The sequence below is a fragment of the Oceanisphaera ostreae genome, from assembly GCF_042676125.1.
Classification (GTDB): domain Bacteria; phylum Pseudomonadota; class Gammaproteobacteria; order Enterobacterales; family Aeromonadaceae; genus Oceanimonas; species Oceanimonas ostreae.
Map to the genome: position 1 here is coordinate 165,037 of NZ_JBHTJS010000002.1, position 13,682 is coordinate 178,718.

11 protein-coding genes and 1 pseudogene are annotated in these 13,682 nt (G+C 44.4%); 9 read left to right on the forward strand and 3 right to left on the reverse strand.

Annotated features, from left to right (window positions below):
* Positions 1-27 precede the first annotated feature (27 nt).
* On the reverse strand, positions 28-432 hold the full coding sequence (locus ACFQ1C_RS01150; RefSeq protein ID WP_379556699.1) for a hypothetical protein: 405 nt from the start codon (positions 430-432) through the stop codon (positions 28-30).
* A 331-nt stretch (positions 433-763) separates the two neighbouring features.
* Between ACFQ1C_RS01150 and ACFQ1C_RS01155 the strand changes: the two are divergent.
* Positions 764-1,671 (forward strand): annotated as a pseudogene (locus tag ACFQ1C_RS01155) (IS5 family transposase).
* A 294-nt stretch (positions 1,672-1,965) separates the two neighbouring features.
* Here ACFQ1C_RS01155 and ACFQ1C_RS01160 read toward each other — a convergent pair.
* Positions 1,966-2,238, reverse strand: a complete 273-nt coding sequence (locus tag ACFQ1C_RS01160) for a hypothetical protein (protein ID WP_379556700.1) — start codon at positions 2,236-2,238, stop codon at positions 1,966-1,968.
* Between the two features lie 211 nt (positions 2,239-2,449).
* Between ACFQ1C_RS01160 and ACFQ1C_RS01165 the strand changes: the two genes are divergently transcribed.
* The 3 genes from ACFQ1C_RS01165 to ACFQ1C_RS01175 all read left to right on the forward strand — a co-directional run bounded on the left by ACFQ1C_RS01165 (position 2,450) and on the right by ACFQ1C_RS01175 (position 7,044).
* The gene (locus ACFQ1C_RS01165; protein ID WP_379556701.1) at positions 2,450-2,788 is read left to right on the forward strand and encodes a hypothetical protein; all 339 of its coding nucleotides are present in this window, start codon (positions 2,450-2,452) and stop codon (positions 2,786-2,788) included.
* Between the two features lie 521 nt (positions 2,789-3,309).
* A complete protein-coding gene (locus tag ACFQ1C_RS01170; protein WP_379556702.1) occupies positions 3,310-3,810 on the forward strand; it encodes a hypothetical protein in 501 nt (166 codons plus the stop codon).
* Between the two features lie 813 nt (positions 3,811-4,623).
* Positions 4,624-7,044 carry a hypothetical protein gene (locus ACFQ1C_RS01175; RefSeq protein WP_379556703.1) on the forward strand — a complete coding sequence of 807 codons (2,421 nt, stop codon included), beginning with the start codon at positions 4,624-4,626 and terminating at the stop codon, positions 7,042-7,044.
* A gap of 329 nt (positions 7,045-7,373) precedes the next feature.
* Here the strand turns inward: ACFQ1C_RS01175 and ACFQ1C_RS01180 are convergent, their stop codons facing one another.
* A complete protein-coding gene (locus tag ACFQ1C_RS01180) occupies positions 7,374-8,984 on the reverse strand; it encodes an IS1634 family transposase (protein ID WP_379556704.1) in 1,611 nt (536 codons plus the stop codon).
* A 211-nt stretch (positions 8,985-9,195) separates the two neighbouring features.
* On the opposite strand from ACFQ1C_RS01180, the gene trhA (ACFQ1C_RS01185) reads away from it, so the two are divergent.
* From trhA (ACFQ1C_RS01185) to ACFQ1C_RS01205, 5 genes are all read left to right on the forward strand, one after another.
* Complete coding sequence (gene trhA, locus ACFQ1C_RS01185; protein WP_379556705.1) at positions 9,196-9,849, forward strand: PAQR family membrane homeostasis protein TrhA; 654 nt, start codon at positions 9,196-9,198, stop codon at positions 9,847-9,849.
* A 46-nt stretch (positions 9,850-9,895) separates the two neighbouring features.
* The gene (gene trhA / locus ACFQ1C_RS01190; RefSeq protein WP_379556706.1) at positions 9,896-10,120 is read left to right on the forward strand and encodes a PAQR family membrane homeostasis protein TrhA; all 225 of its coding nucleotides are present in this window, start codon (positions 9,896-9,898) and stop codon (positions 10,118-10,120) included.
* A 167-nt stretch (positions 10,121-10,287) separates the two neighbouring features.
* Positions 10,288-10,593: an MTH1187 family thiamine-binding protein gene (locus ACFQ1C_RS01195; RefSeq protein WP_379556707.1), complete on the forward strand. Its 306-nt coding sequence runs from the start codon at positions 10,288-10,290 to the stop codon at positions 10,591-10,593.
* 507 nt (positions 10,594-11,100) lie between these two features.
* Positions 11,101-12,357: a DEAD/DEAH box helicase gene (locus ACFQ1C_RS01200; protein WP_379556708.1), complete on the forward strand. Its 1,257-nt coding sequence runs from the start codon at positions 11,101-11,103 to the stop codon at positions 12,355-12,357.
* Positions 12,358-12,598: 241 nt separating this feature from the next.
* Positions 12,599-13,561 (forward strand): class I SAM-dependent methyltransferase, encoded by a 963-nt coding sequence (locus tag ACFQ1C_RS01205; protein WP_379556709.1) that lies wholly within the window; start codon positions 12,599-12,601, stop codon positions 13,559-13,561.
* Positions 13,562-13,682: the final 121 nt, after the last annotated feature.

Sequence of the window (13,682 nt, forward strand, 5' to 3'; positions counted from 1 at the left end):
ACACTAAAAATTATTAATAAACTAATTCTAATAATCATATTGATTGTCGACTTGAAGGTGGGCCTTTAAATACCTATCAGCTGCGACACTACGTTGCGCATCACTTAACACAATGCAGCTCACTCCAGGGGTCTTTGACCATAAATCGACCCTATGGATACGAGTAATAAACCAACTAGCACTCCCTTTTGTAATCTCAATTCGGGTTGCTCCTTGTGAGTACTTATAGGAGTTTGCCCATGGTCCAGAAGCACAAAAAATATACTTAGCCCCTTTTTGTTTATTCTTAGGCAATGATTCATCTAACTTATCCTGGGCAAGCACTGAAAGCCTCTTTACTTCACTTGAGCACAGCAAATTAACCCTAGACTTTCCCTGAATTTCATCTAGTTGATTTTTAACGGTTTTTTCATCATTCACATTGATTTTCATAGAGTGCCTTAATTTAATAATAATTAATATTATATATATTATTCATAGGGGTTAATACGACTACCAAACAACACCTGCAATCGATAGTATCCTCGAAAAAAATTAAGTCAACACCTATTTTTCTCGAAAAAATATAACAACTAAAAAATATTAGGACAATAAGTCCTATGCCATAAAAAATATTAGGACAATAAGTCCTAATCTATAAAAAATAAGGAAAATATAACCTAAGCATCAATATAAAATAAAAAATGAAACTCAGCATAATAAGTATGAAAACGTAGATCCCAACACAAACGCTGCTGAAGCGGACGGGCTCAGAAACTGACAGATGGGTAAAGTGCGACACAACATCAGCAATTGGCGGCAATACAATCGAGCCGTAATCAACCGTAACTCTCTCACTTTTTGGGTGGATCAACAGAACATCCAGCAGTGATATATCGATGAACAACATCACGGCCGACGCGGTCGTGGTTTCCAATACAGCGACTGTGCTATCGAAACGGCGTTAATGCTTAAGGCTTTCTTTGGCTTGCCGTTTCGAGCCCTAGAGGGATTCATCAATTCCATTTTTCAGTTGATGAACGTGCCGCTCACGTCACCGAGTTACAGCAGCCTATGTAAGCGGGCTCAAACCGTTGAGATAAACTATCGCTTGCCCAGTAAAGGAGCGGTCACTCATCTCGTCATTGATGCGACGGGGCTCAAAGTATTGAGTGAAGGCGAATGGAAACAGCGTAAACACGGCAAGAGCCAGCGCCGTATCTGGCGTAAATTACATTTGGCTGTAGATGCCCGTACTCATGAAGTCATTGCTGCTGAAGTGAGTCTAGAAAGTGTGGCAGATAGCGAAGCACTCCCCACGCTACTCAACCCACTTCGACGCCGGATACACTAAGTGTCTGCTCATGGTGCTTATGGCACTCAACGCTGCCATCAATGACTGCTCAGGAAAGGCAGTATCGTCACCATCCCACCGCGTAAAAATGCCAAGTACTGGGAGGAAGGCCACCCCAGAAATGAAGTTGTTGCTGCGCTTAAATCGGGTAACTTGGCTGAGTGGAAAACACGGTCTGATTACCATCAGCGTTAATTGTCAGAGACCGCCATGTCTCGATATAAACAGTTGCTTAGTCCGACCTTGAGCCTGCGTAAATACAATGGCCAAGTGGGAAAGTATTAGCCATAGTAAAAGTCATCGGACTGGGAATGCCGGTTCGTCAGCTCCTCAGTTAATGACGCTGTGCCTTATGAGGATTACTACCTCTGCTCTGATTTAGGAAACAACGCCCACAAGATCTACATAAGTTATGAAACATTACTTACGCGACACCTTGCTTTATCGCGCACTTTACTGATAATAAGAATACACATGGCACTGATCTGTCTAGCCTTATTCCACGAGCAAACAAGGAGTAAGTTATAGCGAAAACTATTTTTGCATTCTTCCACTTATCAAAACTCATACTTTTGTAAAGAATGAAATATTAAGAGAAGACCATGTTTATTAACGCCCGGCTACGCCGAATTTTAACCAGTGATTTTATGAAGATGCACGCCCAAAAAGGTAGACAAATAATTATTTACTAGAACGCAAGACTCTTTTGGCGTTACATTTACTGTTAGGATAGCGCGTCCACTATCAGCCCTTAGTGTTCCTATCAATTTGTTTGTTTGTTTGTTTGTTTGTTTGTTTGTTTGTTTGTTTGTTTGTTTGTTTGTTTGTTTGTTTGTTTGTTTGTTTGTTTGTTTGTTTGTTTGTTTGTTTGTTTGTTTGTTTGTTTGTTTGTTTGTTTGCGGCACGTTTACACAACCTGATATATTATCAACTATTATCTAATCAATTATTAACACACCTACTATTACACTATCGTCATAATAAATTAAATTAACAATAAAAGTTAATTACTGCTTATTAAAAATATATATATTAAAATAAAAAACACTTTACAATTACTATTGCAATGCGATAATAACGTAGTACCATCATTATAAAAATTAAAAGGTGAACCATATGATTTCAGACTGGAGTGAGAATTGGGAATACATTGAATCATTTAAGTTAAGCAACTATTTTAAAAAGTTACTTGCAACAAATAACAATATATTGATATCAACTGAAACACCAAATGATTGGACAGGTCTAAATGAGTTCCGACTAGCTTTACATTTAAAAAACATTATTAAAAAAAATGAATTTCTTCCCATAGCTTTTGATATCAACGTCTTCGATGACAAGATTTATTATATGTACGTTCCAGATTACGATATAGATAGCAATACCGACAGTTCAGTAAATGTTGTTGTTGACCTATTTAATGGAACCATTGAGGTAAAGATATTGGGATTTTAAAATAACAATAAATCAATAGACAATAGAGGTGGGTTATTAAAATTAAACAACTAAAAGAGTGTATTGCCGAGGGGCTGGCTATAGCGAGCAATAGAGGATAAGACATGAGGAGAGTAAATGGGTTTAGCGCTAATATTATAGAGATTAGTAGTATTTACACTGTATCTATTTACTTTAACTTAATTGACGAAATGGTTTTCGTTAGCAATGTCGAAGGTAATAGTGAAGATCTAGCTGATTTGTTGGCACACAAAGATGACAGTAGATTATTTTACAAACTTTACGACTTAGTAACCTACTCTCCTGAAAAAATTATGGGTACTTACGAGTGATCAATAGATGAAGTAGCTAAAATGGTAGAATGTGAACTGGCCAAGGAAGATAATGATAAAACAAAAGAACAGCTAATGATCAATACATTTGACCGTTTGAGAAAAGAGTGGGAGTTTAACATTCCAGTTACTCACTAGAAATTGAAGTTCTATTAACTAAACTTAACTTGAGGAATAAATGGATAAATTATGTTGGATGAATTTACAAAAACAACAATGCTTACCATAGATAAATCGATAAAGAAATCAATGGACCATGCAATAAATAACGAGCTCAGCAACATTAAAGACATGAGCGTAATAAAAAGTTTTTGGGCAAACATGAGCATGCAGGATGAAATTCCAAAGATAATAATCAAGCTGACTATAGAAGAAAATATTAGCTCACAAAATGGACCCTATATTATCGGTGACATGGAAGATCTAAGTGATTTATTATTAAACAAGGAAGAAAGCTTACTATTTCATAAGTTATCAAACGCATATCATGACACTCCAGAGCTGGTTGTTGGAACCTGTGAGTGGGCATTATTAGAGGCACAAAAAGAAAGTGACTACAACAGAAAAATAGTAACAGAAAGGATGATGAGATGCGGACATGATGAATATTATGACCATTCTGATTTTGGCTTTCAAGCAGCATTTGATCATCTACGCGCAGAGTATGGCTGCTACGGCAATGGGCACTAGGCGATTGACTGTATATGCAAAGAATCTAATGGCTCTCTTGCTTGGCTTTTGCGCCCTATTGAATTTAGTTGCTTAAAACTGTCTGAGGGCTTTCTGTGATGATTGACCCACCGTCTTCCCCGGTCAGTTCTTGCTTTGTTATCTCTTTCCATCCTAGCTAGGCCTTTAAATATAACTGGCTATATGTTTTACCAAAGCTTGCCCATCACCCTAGCGCTGCCTGCGACTTACCTTTTTAAAAATCATAAAGGCAATGCCCCTGCAAAGTTCTCTCTAAAACTCCTGTGATCACACTTATCTGGGGCCACGTTAGCCCCTCCCAACTTGTGCCTTGACTTGATAGCGAAGCCCCTAGTTTATTTCGGCTTGTGACTATCTAGGCGCTTCTTATACCAGATTACGATATTTATCATCCATCTACTTTAACAGACATTAATTTTTTATTAATATTTTTCTATGTAGATATTCAACATTAAAAATTAAAGTGAGCAAAAAACACCAACCTAATTACCTGCACACAAGTGTATTATTACTATAGTAAAAGTAGACTTGTGTGCAGCCCCTCAAAAAACTTTGAAGTAACTGGCCCTTGCTTGCAGCAAGGAATCGTATCGACTGGCAAGCACCAATCTCACTCAAGCCCTTGATAATAAAACAAATAACCAATAAATAATCACAAATTAACTAGAGAGGAATAAAATTAATTAATTAATTAATTCAGCTAATGTATTGTATATCTAACACTGACCTGATAGCATTAATTTATCGAGGTATACCGACCTTGTGCTAACGCCAATTATAATGAGAAATACAATGAAAAATAACTGCATCCTTGCTGTCTTAACTGACAAGCAGCACAACGAAATCAGCAACTCCACAACTTACGTCGTTGAGAATATCGAGTTACTAATCGAAGAAGCCAGCATTCTTAATGACTGCAATATCGTCATCGATAGCACAAGCAAGACCGCATACAAGCACATAAAGCTTGCGGAAAAGCATCACCTATCAATCGCAAAAAATAATCAAATAATTAATATTTCAAAAATGAATGAAAAGAGCCTTGCCTCGCTTCTTCTCTCTAGTGCTACAACAAAGCACGAAGGAATCGAGGCAACAAGGCGCATGGCTTATTCCCTTTCAAAAGACGTTCCAAGCAAGATGAGCAGAAAGGATGCGATAGCCGCAATAAGAGGCGCAGCCCCAAACATCATGATCGAAGGACAGTCCGCGTCAGACTACGCGGAAAACCAGTTAGTTTCACTTCTTGAGCATATATACGAGGAAGTAAGAAAGACACACAGCGTTAGCCTAAGTAATGAAAATACGATTCATCTTAAAATGGATTATGACGAAAACCTGATTGAACACATCAAAAACAACCCCGGCATTTATATTCTTGATGGCGATCTTGGCTCTGGAAAAACACAGAATGGAACGCTCCCAGCATTTGAAGCATTCATGGAAATGGGCTTGTTTCCAATCATCACGAGCCCGAGAAAACTGCTGACGGCTCAGACCATTGATGCTAAGTATCACTATCAAAATCCCGCACTAAGGGAAGCTCTCAAGAATCCTTTTGGTAAGCAGCCTACTGGTGTCGGTTCGGTTATAAACTCTCTTTTTTTCCCGTTATTCGAAAACTACAGGGAGAATGAATCGAATGCGATTATCATCGAAGAGATTGAGGAAGCCCTTAATCACTTAACGGGCAAGGCTGTGAGCAAATGCTTGCTAGCTCGTACTGAGATGATGTCTGGGTTTATGAAGCTTATCAAAGAAAAAAAATATGTTGTTATGGCTGACGGAACAATCAGCGATCACACAGTCAACATGCTTGCGAAAAATACCGGAAAAAAAATACATATTGTAAGCCCTGTTTCATTTGTGAACAAAGAAAAAATACAAATTAACGTATTCAAAAACCATGCGGAAAACAATGCGAGAATCAGCGAAGTAATGAATTCCGGCGGCAGTATTGCTGCATTTGTTGACGCATCACATAACAAAAATAAGTCGGAATTTAGGGCTTTGTTTAGAGCAAGGGAAGAAGAAGAACGCAGAGCCTTGATGATTGACGCAGCAAGTCTAGTCGACAAGGACCCGGTCAGCTTCATCAATGAGCTGGAGGTGATAATCAGAGACCACAACTACACTCAGTTCTCGCCTGTTATTAGCTCAGGGAATTCATTCACCAACACTGGCGTGACAGAAGTGTCAATCCTAGCGCATCAAACAATCAGCCCTAGAAGCGCAATTCAAAGCATGCGCAGGTTTCGCGATGTGCCAAGGGTTAACTTCAGTATCACGCCCGAGCCGAAAAATTACCCAACAGACCCTATGATTGTTTTGGCACTTGAGATGAATGAGAGCATGGATGCAAGCAAAATGGGGCCTGGCTCTTTAGCTGAATACTCAAGAAATCCAGGCGTCATGCTGGTTATTGAGCGAATCACCCAGGAAAATAGAGACAGAAACAATTACGCAAATTATGTTTTGATTGCAGCGGAGCAGAAAGGCTGGGCCGTCAAACTTGTTGATAGTAATGAAGATGCAGCCAAGGAAGGAAGAAAGATCACAAAGAGAGGCCAAGAGCTTGAGAACGAAGCCAGAAGCAATTCTTTGATTGCAGCAAGGCCTTTATCAGATGCAGAAGCCAATTCAATCAGGGGGCTCGCTGGGTACGCTCAGGAAGACGAACAGCACATGCTTGCGGCCTACGATATTCGCAAGGCCTTCAAAATGAAAAGGACCGATGCCATTACCCCAGAGATTATCGCTTTGGATGCCAATGGAAGCGGTCAGAAGATAGTCAGGAACTACAACAGAACACACAAGCTGAGCAAATTGAGTAACGCATCAGAGGTGATCATGGTCATGTTTATAAAAGAGGCACTGAGCATTCTGAACATAGACACTAAGACAATGACCGGAAGCTATAACTCAGAAGACGCGCAGAGGCTTGCAGACTGGGTAAAAAAGGGCTCAATTGAATACAGCAACGGAATGCGCATCAGGACAATCGTCGCACTGAATAAGCACTTTGGCGACATCACAATCTCTAGTACAGGCGGAAGAGTTGCAAGCTCACTATTGAAGAGACTGTTTGCACTAGATACAAAGAGCGAAGGACAAATCACAATCAACAAGAAGAGAGTGAGAAGCTACAAAATAGAACACAATGACAAGTCAAGAATGGCAATGATTATCAGAGACCGCAAAATGCCAGAATAGCAAAGGAAAAAAGAGGCCCATCTATGATGGGCTCTTATGCGGAACGCCAATCCCGCGATTCATTATTTTGAGAAACCAGTCTGGGTACCAAACCAAACCTTGTGTATATAGTATCAACAATCGTCAATAAAAACCACTTATATTGATGACCCTTCCTGTCTTTTTGGGGGTGAAAATACAAGGTAATCCCCTTGTATTAAGGTGTGCCGCATGTATATATTAAACTCTCAGTGGATCATAATAAATGCTATTCAAGGCCCCATAAAAAGCTTGCTACATCTCACTAAAAATAAAACATTATAATATTAATCCGACATTCCGCACCTGATTTAAGAATAAATAGTGAGGTAGAGTTCCCCGAGAGCGTTAACGATAGTCTGCTGCGGAGGCTGAAGGTTTACAATGAGTGGCGGCGCTTCTCCTACACCCAGCTCATGAATGCCGCCGAAGCATTGGAATACCCAGCGGGCCGTGGGAGTTTGACTCGGCTTATTCTTCATATCGGGGAAAGTCAGGTCTTTCTGCCGTAGAGACTGGCGGATCCGGTGCTCTAACGCAGAGTAAACCATCAGACTACAGGTCATGATCATCAACAATGCCTCGATGCGCTCTGGCTTTTTCAAAAACAGAGAAGAGACCATAAAGTCAGGGCTTTTCAAGAACCGGAAGCCGCGCTCAACAGTCTGTTGAGACTTATAGGCGGCAAGCAACCCAGCCATATCAAGATCATCGCTCATGTCGTTGGTGGCTAAGATAAAAATTCCTGATTGCTCTTTGGCCTCAGCCACCTTTTTGAGGCACGTCACGGCCTGTCCGGTGAGCAGATATTCGATGCTATCCGGAGCTTGACCTTTTTTAGGTCGGCCTTTGCCACTAAAGGCTGGGTGGGCTATTGATGCGCCATCTTCTATCCGTAACACACTGAGTCCGCTGCAAAAATCAGCCAATGCTTGTTCTGCATCTTGCTGGCAGGCAAAGACTTTTTTACATAGCTTTTGGAACTGCTTGAGCTCTTGGGTACCTGTTTTAAGCAGGTTTTTGATCACGGTCTTTTGTTCCCGATGCGTTGCCTGCTCACTACGCACCATCAACCAACGTTGGGGAACGCCGGCATAGTCAGCCTCGAGCCTGTAGCCATAATAGCCCTCTCCCAGCGCTTCCAGCTGGTCTGTTTTGAGGGACGAGACGGCGTGCTTGGAGTCTTTTAATGTCATCGGTACACGGGTAACAAACAATTGATCTTGCTGATGTAGCGCTAAGATAGACTCCGCGGTATACAAGGCGGCATCGCCGATAAAGTAACGGCTTTGTTGTGCCGACTTTAAAGACTGTACGTGGTGGCGAATGACGTCAGAAAAGGCTCTCTGATCATTGGTATTTCCGCTCATCGCCTGCATATAAACGGGAATTCCCGCTACGTTCTCGCAAATGAGCTCCAACACCACTTGATTCAGCTCGGGCCTATGATCGCGGCTGTAGCCTTTAACGAGCTGAATGCCTGCCGAATCTTCATCCTGAGCATAAGCACCATCCACATGAAAACTGGTGATATCAAGGTGAACGGTGCTGCTATTTAAGCCTAATTGAGTGACGACTTGCTCCGCCATAGCTTGGTAGAGCAAGGAAACATCGGCATCAAACAGCGCATCGAGACACCGACCTAACGCATCATCATTAAGGTGCTCGGGCAAGACTCCGGGACGCAGTAGGCGTTCGGTCGGCTTATCGGCGAAAAACTGTGGCACCATATGTAAGGTTCGGCTATGAAACCCTAAGCCATTGATAATCATAGCAACAAGGGCTTCGCCATGGGTGACATGATGCTCCGCCTGCTTCGGCAGGATAGCGTCAACCATCCGTGCCAGCCCGAGCTCACGGCACATTCCAGCCACTAGGCCTAGATGGTCGAGATTCTTGATGCGATAAGAAGGAGTTGTCATGATACTGCCGCCAAATAGAAGTAATAGATCAAACTGGCGGATCCGTGTCAAGAAAAATAAATCAGAAAACTAGGTGCGGAATGTCGGATTAATAAATATTTTTAAAAATTAGAACCTAATTATAAACGCCCCACCAGCACACTAATCCAAGTTGATTCTACGCTCTATTCGTTAGCTTAATCCGATATTTTTTTCACTTTCGAGGCTAGATATGTTTAATAAAAAAGGCTATTCACGAACTCAATCAGGAGCTGAAGAGGCAGCAAACACGCTTAGTCATGTAGCGGGCTTGGTAGCTGCCGTTGTAGGTACCCCATTTCTTATCGTTCAAGCTAGCCACACTGGTGGCGGCCTCTTCGTGGCTGGTGCGTGTGTTTTTGCTACTACGATTATATTTATGTACCTTACATCGAGCATTTATCATTTCCTACCTGTGGGCAAAGCAAAGCATGCCTTTCGAGTAATAGAGCACAGCGCCATTTTCTTACTGATTGCCGGGACTTACACGCCGATCCTGCTTGGTGTGCTCAATGGCCCTTGGGGATGGACCTTGCTGGCCGTGGTTTGGTCAATAGCTTTTGTAGGTGTTTTCCTCAAGCTTTTCGCACAACATCTGCCGATCTCTTTGTCTACCAGCTTATACCTCCTCATGGGCTGGATAATAGTCGTAGCGTTAAAACCTCTCATAGCAGCAATGCCGATTGATGGGATCTATTTGCTCGTGGCTGGTGGCGTCAGCTATAGCCTCGGTGTCATCTTTTTTGTACTTGATGATCGTCTACCCTTTGGCCACTTCATCTGGCATCTGTGGGTGCTGGCTGGTACGACTTTCCACTACTTTGCAATATATTGGTACGGCGCATAATAGGGCCAAATCCGCCCTTCCTCGGTAGTAATAAAACTATAGCCCTGTGGATGACTTGGGCTGGGTGATCGTGGTCGCTTTCAAGCCCCTGCTGGCCACCATGCCCATTGAAGGTATTTACTGGCTAGTGGCCGGCGGCTTAAGTTACACCTTCGGCGTAGTGTTCTTTGTATTAGACGACCGCCTGCCCTTCGGTCACTTTATCTGGCATTTGTGGGTGCTAGCGGGCACCACTTGCCATTACTTTACGGTGTATTTGTATGGGGCTTAAACTCGGCGCCAGCTTCATTGACTGGATTCTTGGTAGGCCTCTTATATGTATGTTGGCATAATTGATATTTTCCAGACTGGCCAACAGGTGGTGTAAGACTGGCTCTTGTGCTGGCGCCAGCATCAAGTTGAATATAGCCTCACTCCCCGTAAATAAGGAAAATGCTGATGTACGTATTAATGGATATCATGGTGTCACCCGGCGGCGTGGGCACTTCGGTTTCGCCTTACGTGGCCATGTGCCAGAAGATATTTGAAGAGGCCGGCCTTACCCATAGCATGCATGGCTACGGCACCAACGTGGAAGGTGAATGGGAAGAGGTGATGGCGGCGGTAAAGCGCTGCCACGAAGATCTGCATGCGGCCGGTGCGGTGCGCATTACCAGCCACATGAAGGTCGGCACCCGGGTTGACCGAGATCAGACCATGGCGGACAAGGTGAGTAGCGTGCAAGACAAGCTGGCGGCCCAATAAGGTTCCCAGCCTATTGAGAGCACGCAATAGATACTTATCGGTAAGCAATAAACGCCTGGGAGAACCGGATCCCCCAGGCGTTTGTTTAAATTTATTTACGTTTTATCTTACGCTTTTAAAATAGCTGCTTCGATGTCGTAGAAACATCTTTCGGTAAGGGTCGCTGCTATTTCTTTACCCGAAGGTAATAATGATATTTGACAACCAAAATGTACGATAAACACAACTTCCTATCGGACGGGGTGCTTTAACGAGTCCGGCCACGAGCTATTCGCAGCTGTCTCGCCCCGCCTTTATCTGGTGCTAGGCAGGATGGTTGAACTCGATTCGGCCGCCTTGCCCCGCAAACCCGTAATTATTAGTGTTTTATCCTGCTTGGTCTCGAGATTACCCGAGGCTACACTCACAGAAACAGTCGTTTATGCTACTCACTGTCACTAATCAAGACAGTTTACTTGTCAGCTCTGGCTGTTTAGACTTTCGCTCCCCTTCTCTGTTGGTATTTACATGTCCTTTACCGCGCTTTCGCTTCATCCAGATTTGCTCGCCGCCCTGCCCGCCCAATTTCAAGTACCTACCGCCGTGCAGCAGCAAGCGTTGCCTTCTATTATTGCCGGCCAAGACGTGTTGGCATTAGCGCCCACCGGCAGTGGCAAAACCTTAGCCTTTGGTTTGGGGCTATTGCAGCAACTTACCGCGGCGCTTAACGAGAGCACTGATCACACGAACGCCCTTACGGCGCCTTATAGCCGTGCGCACATGCGCGCCGTGGTGATTGTGCCCACTCGCGAGCTAGCCGCACAAATTAGTGAGGTGCTTGCGCCTTTAGCACACAGCGTGTCGCTGAGATTAACCACCTTGTGTGGCGGCGTAGATGTAGAGCAACAGGTGGCTGATTTTAATGAACAGCCCGCACAAATCGTAATTGCCACACCGGGCCGCTTATTAGACTTGCTGAAGCAAAAGTTGATTTCATTGAAGGCCGTACAGCACTTAGTGTTAGATGAAGCAGATCGTTTGCTAGAAATGGGCTTTTGGCCAGATATACAAAAGCTGATGGCCGCCATGCCCGCCCTGCAGCAACAGCTATTGTTTTCTGCCACCTTGCCTGTGGAGTTAGAAGCGCAGTTACAAGAGTTAGCACCCAATGCGCAGCGCTTTGCGGTGGGCAGCCAAAACAGCGTGGTCGAGGGGGTTGCGCAAACGTGTTATTTGGTCAATAAAGGCAGCAAAGCTCAGGCGTTGATTGCATTGCTGAAAGAGTCGTTAAGCGCTCAGCAGGTGTTGGTGTTTATTAATGCCCGTGACAATGCGGATGCGCTGAGCAAGCGTTTAAATAAAGCAGGCATTTTGGCGCTGGCCTTACACGGCGAAAAAGACCAAGTAGAACGCGAACAGGCATTGTTGGCCTTTAAGAATGGCGATATTAAGGTGTTAGTGGCCACCGACCTGTTAGCACGCGGCATTGATGTAACGGCACTACCGGTGGTGGTCAATTTGGATCTACCGCCCAGTGCGCCGGTTTATGTACACCGTGTGGGGCGCACTGCACGGGCAGGCTTAACGGGCATGGCAATTTCGTTAGTGTGTCATGGCGAAGCGCAGGCACTGGCCGCTATTCGTGAGCTCACCGGCGAAGCCTTGCCTTTGCAAACGTTGGCCGGCTTTACAGTCACGGATCAACCTGCCAGTGAAGCGCGCAGCAAACGCGCACCACGGGATAAAAAAGCCAACCGCCGCAACATGACTAAACGGACTAAATAAAGCTAGCAGCGATCAGCGGTATCAGCTAGTGATCAAACCTTTCTCAACAAAAAATGCCGGATTAGCTCCGGTATTTAAACCATCCAGTTACGCTGGCCTACCGATGCTCTTTATATAAAAAACAGCTAGCTTCTAGACGTCTTTGGCCGCTGTTTTAACGGACAATGTAGCGCGCCCCAAGGTTTGGCCTTATGGGATCAGGCTGCTAAAATAGCCGTCTATTTTGTTAGCCGAGCGTTTTATGGACACCACTGCCCTACCCGTTTTTTATACCGAGCTTGACGCTCGCTTTACTGAGCATCAAGCCGAAAATCCAAAAGAGCTGCGCCGTTTGTTTCATGGCCGTGGTCGCTGCTGGCCGGGGCTTGAGCAGTTAACGGCCGACTGGTTGGGTGATCAGGTATTGGTGTCTTTGTTTAAAGAGCCAGAGCCCGATTTTTTAGCCGAATTAACAACGGGGTTATTGGCGTTTAGTGAGCAAGACGCTTGGCAACAAAGTGGTGGCCAAGCAATATTAGTGCAGCATCGCAGCCGGCCAAAATCCCCCATCGAGGTGATATGGGGCGAGCTTAAGCCAGAGCCCGTGGTCTGCGAGCAAGGGTTACAGTATCAATTGGTGCTGGGCCGCAATCAGAATCACGGTTTATTTCTCGATATGCGCTTAGGCCGAGAGTGGGTGCGCCAGCACGCAGAGGGTAAGCGGGTACTAAATTTGTTTGCCTATACCTGTGGCTTTTCCGTCGCCGCCATTGCCGGTGGCGCCAAGCAGGTGGTAAACCTAGACATGGCTAAAGGCATGCTTAGCCGAGGCCGAGACAATCACCGCTTAAACCAGCATGATTTAAGTAAGGTCACCTTTCTTGGTCATGATGTATTTCGGTCGTGGGGCAGACTACGCCAGCTGGGGCCGTATGAAGTAATTATTATTGACCCACCCTCGTTTCAAAAAGGCAGCTTTGCGTTAACCCAAGATTATCACAAAATATTGCGCCGCCTGCCGGAGCTATTAGCGCCCGGCGGTCAGGTGCTGGCCTGCGTAAATGCGCCAGCGGTGGCGAGCCAGTTCTTAATAGACAGCATGGCCGAGCACGCGCCCAGCTTGCAGTTTGTAGAGCGGCTAGATAACCCCAGCGAGTTTGCAGACATAGAGCCCGAAGCAGGCCTTAAGGCGCTAGTGTTTGTGTGCCAAGAGCCACAACCATAAGAGGGCGCGGTAAGCGGTAAGCGGTAAGTCTAAAGATAATAAGCCACCCTGCTCTACAGGACCGCCAGCTAAAGCAGCGGTCTACAAAAGGCGGGGTGTCTTTAACGTAAGGCGTATAACG

Coding starts and splice junctions, on each gene's coding strand:
- ACFQ1C_RS01175 (WP_379556703.1), top strand. CDS start 4,624: ATGAAAAATAACTGCATCCTTGCTGTCTTAACTGACAAGCAGCACAAC.
- ACFQ1C_RS01165 (WP_379556701.1), top strand. CDS start 2,450: ATGATTTCAGACTGGAGTGAGAATTGGGAATACATTGAATCATTTAAG.
- ACFQ1C_RS01200 (WP_379556708.1), top strand. CDS start 11,101: ATGTCCTTTACCGCGCTTTCGCTTCATCCAGATTTGCTCGCCGCCCTG.
- ACFQ1C_RS01205 (WP_379556709.1), top strand. CDS start 12,599: ATGGACACCACTGCCCTACCCGTTTTTTATACCGAGCTTGACGCTCGC.
- trhA (WP_379556705.1), top strand. CDS start 9,196: ATGTTTAATAAAAAAGGCTATTCACGAACTCAATCAGGAGCTGAAGAG.
- ACFQ1C_RS01195 (WP_379556707.1), top strand. CDS start 10,288: ATGTACGTATTAATGGATATCATGGTGTCACCCGGCGGCGTGGGCACT.
- ACFQ1C_RS01170 (WP_379556702.1), top strand. CDS start 3,310: ATGTTGGATGAATTTACAAAAACAACAATGCTTACCATAGATAAATCG.
- ACFQ1C_RS01150 (WP_379556699.1), bottom strand. CDS start 432: ATGAAAATCAATGTGAATGATGAAAAAACCGTTAAAAATCAACTAGAT.
- ACFQ1C_RS01180 (WP_379556704.1), bottom strand. CDS start 8,984: ATGACAACTCCTTCTTATCGCATCAAGAATCTCGACCATCTAGGCCTA.